The organism is Deltaproteobacteria bacterium, assembly GCA_013151915.1.
Lineage (GTDB): Bacteria > BMS3Abin14 > BMS3Abin14 > BMS3Abin14 > BMS3Abin14 > BMS3ABIN14.
The window spans coordinates 1-12,641 of the sequence record JAADHJ010000019.1; the positions used below are offsets into that span (position 1 = coordinate 1).

9 protein-coding genes are annotated in these 12,641 nt (G+C 56.2%); all 9 read left to right on the plus strand.

What is annotated here, in order from left to right:
• A partial coding sequence (locus tag GXP52_04200) for a succinate dehydrogenase/fumarate reductase iron-sulfur subunit (protein NOY86486.1) occupies positions 1-90 on the plus strand: 90 nt, incomplete at its 5' end.
• A 630-nt stretch (positions 91-720) separates the two neighbouring features.
• Positions 721-1,869, plus strand: coding sequence for an ABC transporter substrate-binding protein (locus tag GXP52_04205; GenBank protein ID NOY86487.1), 1,149 nt, complete (start codon positions 721-723; stop codon positions 1,867-1,869).
• The gene (locus tag GXP52_04210) at positions 1,859-3,727 is read left to right on the plus strand and encodes an indolepyruvate oxidoreductase (protein ID NOY86488.1); all 1,869 of its coding nucleotides are present in this window, start codon (positions 1,859-1,861) and stop codon (positions 3,725-3,727) included. The genes GXP52_04205 and GXP52_04210 overlap by 11 nt, the downstream gene beginning before the upstream one ends.
• Positions 3,724-4,314, plus strand: a complete 591-nt coding sequence (locus GXP52_04215; protein NOY86489.1) for an indolepyruvate ferredoxin oxidoreductase subunit beta — start codon at positions 3,724-3,726, stop codon at positions 4,312-4,314. The genes GXP52_04210 and GXP52_04215 overlap by 4 nt, the downstream gene beginning before the upstream one ends.
• Positions 4,314-5,579 carry a phenylacetate--CoA ligase gene (locus GXP52_04220; GenBank protein ID NOY86490.1) on the plus strand — a complete coding sequence of 422 codons (1,266 nt, stop codon included), beginning with the start codon at positions 4,314-4,316 and terminating at the stop codon, positions 5,577-5,579. The genes GXP52_04215 and GXP52_04220 overlap by 1 nt, the downstream gene beginning before the upstream one ends.
• Before the next feature lie 717 nt (positions 5,580-6,296).
• Positions 6,297-6,911: a TetR/AcrR family transcriptional regulator gene (locus GXP52_04225; GenBank protein ID NOY86491.1), complete on the plus strand. Its 615-nt coding sequence runs from the start codon at positions 6,297-6,299 to the stop codon at positions 6,909-6,911.
• 4 nt (positions 6,912-6,915) lie between these two features.
• Positions 6,916-8,238, plus strand: coding sequence for a TolC family protein (locus tag GXP52_04230; protein ID NOY86492.1), 1,323 nt, complete (start codon positions 6,916-6,918; stop codon positions 8,236-8,238).
• Positions 8,239-8,258: 20 nt separating this feature from the next.
• The gene (locus GXP52_04235; GenBank protein ID NOY86493.1) at positions 8,259-9,356 is read left to right on the plus strand and encodes an efflux RND transporter periplasmic adaptor subunit; all 1,098 of its coding nucleotides are present in this window, start codon (positions 8,259-8,261) and stop codon (positions 9,354-9,356) included.
• An 8-nt stretch (positions 9,357-9,364) separates the two neighbouring features.
• Entirely contained in the window at positions 9,365-12,481 is a 3,117-nt protein-coding gene (locus tag GXP52_04240; GenBank protein ID NOY86494.1) for an efflux RND transporter permease subunit, read from the plus strand.
• Positions 12,482-12,641: the final 160 nt, after the last annotated feature.

Genomic DNA, 12,641 nt, shown 5'->3' on the forward strand with positions numbered 1-12,641 from the left:
TACGAATGCCAGGCGGCGTGTCCAAAGGGGATTGACGTAAAGTTCATCGCGAAACTCAACAGGGAATACCTGAAATCCGTGTTCTGCTAGAACTTGATGACTTCTTACGAAGGCATCAATAACAGGGAAAAGCTTATTTAACACAGGGTACACGGAGTTTCACAGGGTTCATTCAAATCAACTTTTTCGTCAGGCTTGTTCCAATTTGACTGTTGTAGTGAATCGGGGAATCAACGCCCTTTATTTGGGTGAGGGGATGCGGTCTCCTTCGGGAAGTATAAAACCAGGACCTTATGGTTTTAGATCTTCTCTGTAAAACCCTCCTTTAAAACCCTGTGGTGCAGCCTGCAATCGGCTGTACTGTGTTAAAAGCTTTTAACCCTGTCAAGACAGGATGAACTTTTCGGCCTTGACCCGGAAGGATGTCCCGTGTTAGTTAGAATGCTGAAGGGGATGTTGGTGACCTCGTAAAGTAAAAAGCCATTAATGGACTTTTTACGACCCTACCTAAGGATATGCGCTCTGAACTACACACATCCTTTGCTCTTTCGGGCCTGGAACGGTCATGGTGGTGGTGCGTGAAAATAGCAGCTTCGCCGGAAGGCCGTCAGGGCGTCTGATTCTTAAGGACAAAAAGTCACAATAAGCCCCGCCGGAACCGGCGGGGCTTTTTTTGTGCGTTAGCAGGTAGTGTTAACCTTTGAAAGGAAGGGGACGGACATGAAAGGGAAATTGACAGGGATTTTTGCAATTGCGGCCATGGTATTGACCATGGGGATGATAACACCGGAGGCCCGGGCGTTGGAACCCTACAGGATCGGCGCGGCCTTTGCTCTGACAGGCCCGGCTGCCATGATTGGGGAACCGTCCAGCAGGATGGCCCAAATACTTTTGGAGGAGGTCAACGCCGCCGGGGGCGTTAACGGTCATCCAATCGAGATGATCACCTACGACACGAAATCCGATCCTACCCAGGCCGTCCTCGTCATTCGCAAGCTGGTTCTCAAGGATAAGGTTCTGGCGATTATCGGGCCGACGACCACCGGATCCGCCATGGCATCCATCAAGTTCATCCAGGAGAGTAAGGTGCCGATGGTAGCCTGTGTGGGAGGGTCTCCTGTGGTCATTCCCGTGAAAAAATGGGTTTTCAAAACCCCACAGACGGGTATCCTTGCTGTACAACGGCTTTACGAATATTTTGCCAAAAAGGGATACAGAAAGGTAGCCATTTTAACCGCTGCTGGAGGATTCGGCGATAGCGGCAAGAAAGCGCTTCTGGCGCAGGCCGGGCCGATGGGTATCGAGATTGTTGCAAAAGAACGTTACAATGATAAGGATACCAATATGAGTTCCCAACTCACTTCCATCAGGGGTACTGACGCGCAGGCCATAGTCGTCTGGGGGATCGGTCCGGCCCCGGCAATTATCTGCAAGAATGCCAGGCAGCTTGGGATCAAAACCCCGGTTTTTTTAAGCCACGGCGAAGCGGATCCGAGCTTTATTAAATTGGCAGGCGACGCAGGTGAGGGTGTCATGATGCCCGCGAGCCGTTTCATCGTTGCCCAGGAGCTTTCCGACAATGATCCAAGAAAGGCCTTCCTGATGAAGATTAAGGAAAAATATGAGAAACGCTACGGTCCGGTCAGCACACACACCGGCTACGCGTACGATGCCCTCAGGATAATCGAGCAGGCCCTGAAAAAGGCCGGACCCGATCGAGCCGGCATCAGGGACGCCATCGAAAAAACAGACAATTATGTCGGCATCAACGGGACTTTCAATATGTCGCCTTCAGACCACAACGGCCTCACCAAGGATTCCCTCGTTATGGTGAAGGTGGAGAATGGGGGATGGGTGATTGTACCCTGACACCCCCGTTGAAACCCCGGGAGGGGGGGCGCGCCTCCTCCTGGGGAATGAGGCTATAGCGCAGGGGCTCTTCGAGGCCGGGTGCCGTGTGGCAACGGCCTACCCGGGTACTCCATCAACAGAGATTCTGGAAGCGCTGGCCGCTTACGGGGCGGCGGATCTTCATGTGGAATGGTCGGTCAACGAGAAGGTCGCGCTGGAGATCGCCGTCGCCGGGTCCTACAGCGGCTTGAGAACGGCCACGATCATGAAGCAGGTCGGTCTTAACGTGGCCTCGGACCCCCTCATGAGCCTGGCATATACCGGTGTCGTGGGCGGACTTCTTATCGTGGTGGCCGATGATCCGGGACCACATAGTTCCCAGACGGAACAGGACACGCGAGCCCTGGCCATGGCGGCCGGCGTTCCTGTTCTGGACCCCATGACGCCCGAGGAGAGCCGGGAGATGGTGGATCTCGGGTTCAGGCTCTCCGAAAAATACGGCATCCCCGTTATTCTCAGACCTGTTCTCAGGGTGTGCCATTCAAGGGCCGCCATCCAGGCCCCCGGGTCGCGCCCCGATCCCGGAACGGCGGGTTTCCGTAAAGATCCGGATCGCTGGGCGGCGACGCCAAAACACCGATACGTCCTGCATGGGGAGTTGAACGAAAAAGTCCGTGCCATAGCCTCTGACCCTCTTTCCCTCCGGACCTACAGATACATGGTCCAGGACAGCGGTATGCCTTCGTGCGCCATTGTCGCCTCCGGGGTCCCCGCGGCCTACGCGGCAGACGTCATACGGCGAAGAGGGCTGGCTGATCGACTGAGACTCATATCCGTGGGGCTTCCCTTCCCACTGAACCCGAAGAGGGTATCCTCCATGCTCGGAGACGTTGAGACAACCCTGGTCCTCGAGGAGACGGGTCCTGTTATGGAAACTGTCCTGGCGGGTTGTCTGAACATCTCAGGCAGGCTTGACGGCACGATTCCGTCGGAGGGGGAGATAACGCCTGACCTGGTGGATTTTGCCATCCAAAATCTCGTGGGGGTATCCCGGACATCCATTGAAGCCCGGGGCGTCAGGGATTATTTCCACCGACCCGAAAGGGAAGGCGTCGGAAGCCCGCCTACGCTTTGTGCCGGATGTTCCCATCGTTCGTCGTTCTGGGCATTGAAAAAGGCAATGCCCGGCGGGATCTACACGGGGGACATCGGGTGCTACACCCTTGGTATCGCGTTAGGCGCCGTGGATACCGTGCTTTGCATGGGGGCATCTATTTCCCAAGCCTCCGGTTTCTTCTGGGCCTACGGACAATCCGACGACTCAAAGCCGGCCATTGCCGCCGTAATCGGGGACTCGACCTTCTACCATTCCGGAATCCCCGCCCTTGTCAATGCCGTCCAACAGGGGGCCGCTTTCGTGGTACTGGTCCTGGATAACGGGACAACAGCCATGACGGGGGGGCAGCCTACCCCCGGAACCGGGACGCTCGCCTGTGGAGAAAACGGAAAGCAGGTTCCCCTTGAGGGGATTATCGCGGGATGTGGAGTTTCGAAATTGTGGATCACCGATCCCATGGACTATAATGGGCTGGTCGATGATATCAGGGCCGCCGCGGACGCGGCGGCCTGTGGCGAAATGGCCGTGGTTATCTGCCGTTCTCCCTGCGTGCTGAGGATCGATGGCCGGCAGGGGGGCGTTCCCGTTATAGATCCGGATGTCTGTAACGGATGCCGCGTCTGTACGGACCGGTTCGGCTGTCCGGCCATCGTCTGGGGCCCCAAGGGGCCGATTATCATCGCCGACCGGTGTCCGGGGTGCGGAGTCTGCCTTCACGTCTGTTCCCCGGGAGCCATCCGTCCGGAGGCGGGTGGATGATCTCCCGGCCTTCATTCGATATCGTCCTGGCGGGACGGGGCGGGCAGGGCGTAATCTTCCTTTCCCGCGTGATAGGCGAGGCGGCCATGCTCCAGGGGCTTGGCGTCAGGACCACGGAGACCCATGGAATGGCCATGAGGGGCGGATCAGTTCTGTGCTTCGTGCGTATCGGCGATGTCCTGGGCCCGCTGTTTCCCGGAGGTTCTGCATCTGTTCTGATGGCGCTGCATCCGGATGAGGCCCTGTCCGGGTGCGTCTATCTGGAATCGACTGGAGTGGTGGTCATAAATACCTCAAAGCTGCCGGAGCAGATAAAATACCCTGCGAACAGAAAAATTATTACTGTAGACGCCGAATCTCTGGCTGGAAACGAGGGTGTCCCCCGTTCATTCAACCTCGCTCTTCTGGGAGCCGCAGCCGTCCTGGATGGCTTTCCCATAGAATCTGAGGGTCTGGAGTCGGTTATCTCGTCGAAGGGGCCGAAAGACGTACGGGAGCGCAACCTGAGAATTTTCCGGCTTGGCGGGGAGCGAAGTGAGAAAGCCGTGATCCAGGTACGGAGTGAACGAGGTGAAAGGAGCCATTGATGTTTCAGCCTGACAAGGAAACCCTTTCCAGGGAGGAACTGGCCGGGGATCAACTTGGACAACTGCGTTGGACTGTTGGCCGCATTAAGGAGAACAACCCGGACTATCATCGCCGGATCGGTTCGCTTGACCCGGAGGAGATTCGATCCATCGAGGATCTCCGCGAAATCCCTTTTATGAGTAAGGATGACCTGAGAGAGGGATATCCCTTTCGGTTCGCATGTGCTCCCAGGGAAAACTTCGTAAGGATGCACATGAGTTCCGGGACCACAGGGACACCAATCATCATCCCCTACACGGAGGCTGATGTGGACCAATGGGGGGAGATTATGGCCAGGTGTTTAGCCGCCGCAGGTGTGGGTCCAACCGACGTGGTCCAGATAACCCCGTCCTTCGGTCTGTTCAACGGAGGGTTCGGATTTCACTATGGGGCCAGTCGGTTGGGCTGCTTCATCGTTCCCATGGGGGCCGGCCGGAGTTCCCTGCAGCTTCAGTTCATGAGGGATCTCGGGACGACCGCCCTTACGGCCATTGCTTCGTATCCACTGCGGTTGATGGAGGTCGCGAGGCAGGAGGGGTTTGATTGGACCTCCATCCCATTGAAGGTCGGGATCTTCGGGGCGGAGGTCTGGAGCGACGAAATGAGAGAGCGGATCGAAGATGAGATGGGTATTCAGGCATACGACATCATCGGTATGGCCGAGACGGGTGGGGTTGGAATGGGGATCGATTGCAACGCGCGCGATGGAATCCACATCTGGGAGGACCACTACTTCGTGGAGATTGTGGACCCTGAGAGTGGAGATGTGCTCCCGGACGGTGAGACCGGTGAAATGGTGGTCACTACGCTTACCAGGGAGGCCATCCCTCTGGTCCGATTCAGAACCAGGGACATAACGTCCATCGTGTCCCGGGAAAGGTGCGACTGCGGAAGAACACATATGAGAGTTGCCCGTATTACAGGCCGTAACGACGACATGATCAAGGTCAAGGGGGTGAACTTCTATCCCCGCCAGGTCGAATCCCTGCTTCTTAAGGAGCAGGGAACGGGGAACGACTACCTTATCGAGGTTGACAGGGTCGATGGAGCCGATCGTCTCAGGGTTACGGTGGAAGTTGAGAAGCCTTCGGATGTGCACCTGGCGGATAGGTTAGGGGAGATCCTTTACGACTTTCTGGGGTTCGGGGCCAAGATCTCTCTCCTGCCCATCGGGGGGATAGAAAAGCCTCCCGGGAAGGCGGTGAGGATTGTGGACCGCCGGTAAAAGCCCCCTGAAAGGCTGTCTCACACAGAGTAAACCAAGGTCAAGAGCTAATTTACCACAGTCACGCCGATGGCGTGATTCGAAGGTCACACCACAGGGTTAGTAAACAGGGTAAAACCTGACGATTCCTGTTTTTTACTTTAAGATTCATCACAATAATGCGTACCTCACTGCATCTAAAGGCACGATTTAACAGGGATGAAGGGGATGGCGGGGATAGGGCAAACACCGTAAGCGCAGAGAACCAGAAATCTTTGGGGGTATCTTTTCCATGGACACCGGGGCTCTGAAAGGGGTTGTTCGGGAATTTATCCCCTTCATCCCTGTTAGAAAAGGTTCATGATGATTATCCGCCCCAGACTCCGACGAAGCTGAACAGGGAGCGAGCGTGAGAAAAGAATTTCACAGCCAGGTACTCGTTTTTGCGATGACCCTACTTTAAAACCCTGTGATGCAGCCTGCAAGCGGCTGTACTGTGGTAAAATAATGTGCTTTTCGCGGTGAGCCGCTCCTTTAGCCAATCAGGTACGTGTTGTCCGTATGCCCCAGAATCCCATCTTTGGCGCCAAAGAGAAAAAATCCACTTGACAGAAAGTAACGGATATAATACTGACTGGCCAACCAGTCAGTATTATATCCGTTACGGGGAAGCCATCCCCCCGCCTCGGAAAACGGCTCGAAGAGGCTTTTTACGAGGTTGCCAAGAGGTAGAAGGTCATGTCCAGAAAAGAGGATATTTTAAAAGCAGCCACGGAGCTCTTCGCCCTCCGCGGCTTCAATGGAACAGCTACATCCGAAATCGCCAATCGGGCCGGTGTTGCTCACGGCACGATCTTCCATCACTTCAAAAGCAAAGAGAACCTCCTCATCGCGATCTGCGATGAATTGGTACAGGACTACGTCACGGGGCTTCAGGCTGCCATGGAGGGGCCGGGGACCGGCTGGGACGCCTTGGAGAGCGTACTTCGGTTCGCCTTCGATTTTCTGGATTTGAGGTCGGAATCCATATCAGTGGCTTTCCGGGAGACCCGTTTTTTAAAATGTGAGACCTATGAATGCCATCATCCACACTTTCAAGAACTCATGGGGCAGATCATCCTCGTTCTCGAGGGGTGCCTGCGCAAAGGCGTGGATGACGGCAGCATCCACCCCGTCAACGTGCGGGAGACGGCCTTTCTTCTCCACATCCTCATCCAGGGGATCCACCACTCCCGGATGCACGGTGTCCTGAAAGTGCCGGAGATGAGGCCGGAGATAATCGAATTCGTCCGGAGAAGCCTTTCAACCGATCGGAATCTTGGAGGGAATGGCGCTGACAGCAGTGGAGAGTGATCGGATGTCGATAAACAGTTTGTCCAGAACGTCCATGGGGCCGTTTTTTAAGCGTGGATGGGGTGTTATCCCTGTTCTCCTGACTTTGGCACTGACCCTTTTGCCGTGTTACAGCTTCGGTTCCGATACTCCGTCGATCTCCCTGTCGGAGGCCTACAGGCTTGCCCTTGAGAATAACGAGGACATCAGGATCGCCCAGGAGGACCTCAAACAGGGACGCCTCCTGATGAAAGAAGCCATTACCGTGCTGATCCCCAGGCTGTCGGCCAACGCGGGTACCTCAAAACAGTATTTTACGGACGGGACCTCCCTGAGCAGCAAAAGCTGGGGACTGACCCTTGACCAGACCCTCTTTTCCGGGGGGAGAACCTGGATCGCGAGAAAGGGCGCAAAGTATACCCTGAAATCCGCGGAATTCGGCCTTGCTTTCGCCAGGCAAAGCGTTTTGATGAGCGTGGTTTCCGGTTTCTACGATACGCTGTCAGCCGACAGACTGGTGCACTTGAAAGAGGACGCCGTTGGACGGCTGAAAGAGCAGCTTCGATCCGCCCAGGCGCATTTCAATGTGGGTGATGTACCGAAAACGGACGTATTGTCGGCGCGGGTCGGCCTGTCGGGTGCGCAGGTGGATCTTGTGCAGGCCCGTAAGGACCTCATCATGGCCCGCCGACGCCTCGAGGACCTCATAGGAGTCTCCCTGCCCAACGGCATACAGGTTCCCCCTGACGTGGGCCTTCCTGAAAAACCTCTGGCAGAACTCAAGGACATGGCGCGTCTCCAGCGGGCCGATCTGCGGCAGGGCAGAGAGCTTATCAAGGTATCGGAGCAGCGAGCGAAATTAACCGCCAGCGGCAGGGGACCCAGCGTAAAACTCTCAGGATCGTTCAGCCGGTACGATGAGGATATCCCGTCCGTACCCGAGAAAACAGTTTCGCTCAGGCTTGATTGGCCGTTCTTCCAGGGCGGGCTTGTTGGTCTTCAGGCGAAGGAGGCCTATTCGAGGACTCGGCAGGAAAAGGAAAGATACGGCCGGCTGGTCAAGTCCGACCTTCTTTCGGTGGAGAGTGCCCTGCGGAACCTGGAGGCACTGAAGGCACAGGACAACCTCGTCAGGTCCACTCTCGATAATGCCAAAGAGACCTTTCGATTAGAGAGGCTGCAGTTCGATCTGGGGGGGGCGGTCAGCCTCGATGTACTTAAGGCACAGGAGAACCTGGTCGCAGCTGAGAACGCGGCTGTAACGCAGCGATATGAAACGAGGAGGACCCGTGCGCTTCTCCTCTATTCCATTGGCGCCCTCGACATGGATGCCTTCGGACCCGAATAGACAACCGGGAGACCAACGCAATGAAAATACCATCAACCAGGAAGCTATTGACCATTATGATGGTCCTGGCGCTTATTATAGGCGCCGGGATTTTCCTCGCGAAAAAGGGAAACGGCAGTCAGGAGCAAAAGCCGGCTCCGGTCCCCGACCGGATACTCAGGGTAAAGAGACCCGTGAACGTAGTTGTTCAGACGGCGACCCCCCAGACGCTTAAAGAAAGCTTCACCCTTCCCGGAACCCTGGAGGCATGGGAAAACCTGACGCTTTCCCTGGAGCAGCCCGGCGTAATCCTGTGGGTCGGCCCCAAGGAGGGTGATCGTCTTTCGGCCGGCGATGCCATTCTGAAGATCGACAAGGAACTGCTCATGAGCCAGAGGGCCAGAAATCAGGCCGAGTACGATCTGAAAAAGAAGCAGTTGAAACGGGTGGAGGCCCTCTTCAGTGAGAAGCTGGTCAGTGAGAGGATGCTTGACGAGGCTAAACAGGCCTACGAGTCTGCCGGATCTCTCCTTGATCAATCGGCAATCGCCATAGAAAAGAGCACCCTGATCTCCCCAATCGATGGAATCCTGGACAGGTTGTTGGTAGACAGGGGGGAGTACGGCAACGTCGGCACCCCCGCCGCGGTGGTGGTTCAGGTGGATCGTCTCAAGGTGTTGGTCAACGTTCCTGAAAAGGACGTATTGTTTATTCAAAAAGGGGAGGCGGTCACCGTGTTTCCGGCCAGCGTGAACGGCACCAAAAGTCCGGGTATCAAGGGGAAGGTGATCAATGTCGGCTACCAGGCTGACCCGATGACCAGGACCTACCGGACAAAGATTCGGATCGATAACCGTGATGGGGCGTACAGACCCGGGATGATTGTTCGCGTTCGTTTTATCCGGCGTCTACTGAAAGATGTACTGGCGGTTCCCCTGTACGCGGTGGTGGATCGTGACGGGGAGAAATTCGTGTTTGTGGTGGAAAACGGCAGGGCCGTGAAACACCCGGTCCGGCTGGGATCGGTGATAGACGGCAGGGTCATTGTTCAAAGCGGCCTTTCTGGTGGAGAACAACTGGTAGTAAAGGGCCAGCAGCTTATTCAGGACGGTGGTCCGGTAAACGTGGTGGAAGGTTAGGAACGGCCATGCTTATTACCAACGCATCCATCGCACGGCGTACAACGGTTTTTGTCCTGATGTTGATCATTCTGGTGGTGGGTCTTTACAGTTATGTGACCCTGCCCCGGGAATCCAACCCGGACATCACCATCCCCTACATTCTCGTTCAGACGACCTACAAGGGCGCGGCCTCCGAGGACGTTGAGAACCTGATTACCATTCCCATCGAGCGCAAGCTGAGGGGAATAAAGGACGTGGAAAAGATCCGTTCGGTCAGTGCCGAAGGGGCATCCATGATCACCGTTGAATTCGTCCCCGACGTCATTATTGATGATGCCCTCCAGAGGGTGCGTGACAAGGTGGACCAGGTCAAGGGTGAACTTCCGGACGACCTTGAATCCGACCCCTCCGTTCTGGAGATCAACCTGTCCGAGTTCCCGGTTCTCATGGTCGCGGTTTCCGGACAGGTCGGCGAAAGAGTACTGAAAAAGGTGTCCGAGAACCTTCAGGACCGGATCGAGGAGATCCCGGGGGTCCTGGACGTAAATATTTCCGGCAGCCGGAAACGGGAGATTCGCGTGGAGTTCGACCCGGACCGGATGGCCGCCTATCGGCTCAGTTTCGCCGAAATCCTGAGACTTTTCCAGAAGGAGAACGTAAATGTCCCGGGGGGTAGTATCGACCTGGGCCATGGAAAGTATCTCCTTCGCGTTCCCGGCGAGTTCAGTGATCCCGGGCAGATTGACAACCTGGTACTGCTCACCCGCGATGGAAAACCGGTATATCTGAAGGACGTGGCCACTGTCCGGGACACCTTCGAGGACCCCCTGAGCTATGCCCGCATTAACGGCCAGGCCAGCGTCACGCTGGCCGTGAAAAAACGTACCGGGGAGAATATTATCGAGGTCTCGGACCATGTTTTCTCTCTCCTTGACAAGGCCCGGCCGTTGCTTCCTCCCGGAGTCAAGATGACGGTGACCCTCAACGAGTCGAAGGATATCCGAAGAATGGTGTCCGAGCTGGAGAACAACATCATCACCGGGCTCATACTCGTCCTGATCGTGCTGTTTCTCTTCCTCGGGATAAGAAGCGCTATCTTCGTTGCCATGGCTATTCCGTTCTCCATGCTCATCTCCTTTACCATACTCCAGGCCCTGGGGATCACACTTAACATGGTGGTGCTTTTTTCCCTAATACTTGCCTTGGGCATGCTGGTGGATAACGCAATCGTCATTGTGGAGAATATCTTCAGGCATATGCAGGAGGGGCGCAACCGGATTGATGCGGCGCGGACCGCGGTCGCCGAGGTGGGCTGGCCGGTTATCGCCTCCACGATCACCACGCTTTGCGCCTTCGGGCCCATGATGTTCTGGCCTGGAATAATGGGTGAGTTTATGAAATACCTGCCCATAACCCTCATCATCGTACTGTCGGCATCCCTTTTCGTAGCCCTGGTGATCAATCCGGTACTGTGTGCGGCATTCCTCAAGCCCGGGAAGAAGGCGGAATGGAAAAAGGAGGATGAATCTCTTACCATCCGAACGTATCGCCGAATCCTGGATGTTGCGCTTGACCATCGCCTCATGGTGGTTTTTTCATCGTTTATTCTTCTGGTGGGAATCATCGTGGCCTACGCGTTCATGGGCAACGGCGTTGAGCTTTTCCCGAACACCGATCCCAACCGGGCCAACATCCAGATCCAGGCTCCTCAGGGCACGAACCTTGATACAACGGATGCGCTGGTACGAACGGTGGAGTCTGACGTCCGGGACGAGGCCGATCTTAAGAATGTCATCGCCGAAGTTGGTCTGGCAGAGGGCGGCGGCGGGGGCACGGACTCCCGACGCGGCAAGGTTTCCGTGGAGTTCGTGGATCGGCTGCAGCGGCACGAAAGCTCCACGGTGGTAATCAATCGTATACGGGAATCACTTCAGAACCTGTCGGGCGCCGATGTGAAGGTCGAAAAGGAAAAATTGGGGCCGCCGGCCGGAGCCCCTGTTGAAGTGCAGATCAGGGGAGAGGACGTGCAGGTGCTCTCCACCCTGGTCGGGAAGGTCAAGGGTCTTATCCAAAGTGTACCGGGGTTGGTGGACATGGAGGACGATCTTTCCCGGGCCCAGCCTGAAATAACCGTTGTCGTGGATCGGGAAAAAGCCTCCCTTCTGGGCCTGTCCACCATCGAGATCTCCAATACGGTTAAAGCGGCCATCAGTGGATGGAAGCTCGGCGACTATCGGGAAGGCGATGACGATTATGACATCATAGCGCGGCTTCCCGAAAGGAGTCGGCGGACCTTCGCCCAGATCGAGGATCTGCTCATTCCAAGGGCGAACGGCGATCCTGTGCCCCTGTCCACGGTGGCCCACCTTCAGATGGGCACCGGCTACGGCGCCATCCGGCACCTGGACCAGAAGCGCCTTGCCACGGTGACCGCCAACACATCGGGGCGCAGTTCCATCGAGGTGCTCAAGGACGTGAGGGCCCGTCTTGGGCAGCTTGACCTGCCGAGGGGATATTCCATCAAGTATGGGGGGGAAAATGAGGAGAAGCAGAAGGCCTCGGCCTTCCTGGGCAAGGCGTTCGTAGGGGCCATATTCCTCATCTTCCTGGTCCTCGTCACCCAGTTCAACTCCTTTGCGCAGGCGCTTATCGTACTCACATCTGTGCTCCTGTCCCTTACCGGTGTGTTTTTCGGCCTCATGGTCACGAGGATGCCTTTCGGAATCATCATGACGGGCATTGGGGTCATCTCATTGGCCGGGGTTGTGGTGAACAACGCCATCGTCCTTATCGATTATATAAACAAGCTCAGGGAGAGAGGCCTCGAACTGAAGGACGCGCTGATTACGGGCGGGACGGTCCGTTTCAGACCGGTCATGCTTACCGCCATTACCACCATCCTGGGATTGATGCCAATGGCAGTCGGGGTGAGTTTTGACTTCAAGACCTTCAGCCTGCAGATAGGCGGCGAATCCGCACAGTGGTGGGGGCCCATGGCGGTTGCGGTGATCTTCGGCCTGACGGTGGCCACCCTCCTGACCCTCGTGGTGGTTCCGGTTCTCTATTCCCTGAACGAGACAGCTTCTCTGCGAAGCTTCATCCCCAGGCTGCCCCGCCGGCGTCCGGGTGCGATGGACACTTAGGTGCATTCGCATCCGGATGGTGTCGGAGTACCTTGGCCGGGGAAATATCCGTGCGCTCCAATGAGCCTGCGTTATTGTTAGCCACCTTGCTTTGTGATAGGATTCCCGTTAACATTGCCTCTTATAAAACCCCGCGACAATATGGAAAATAGAGGGGAAA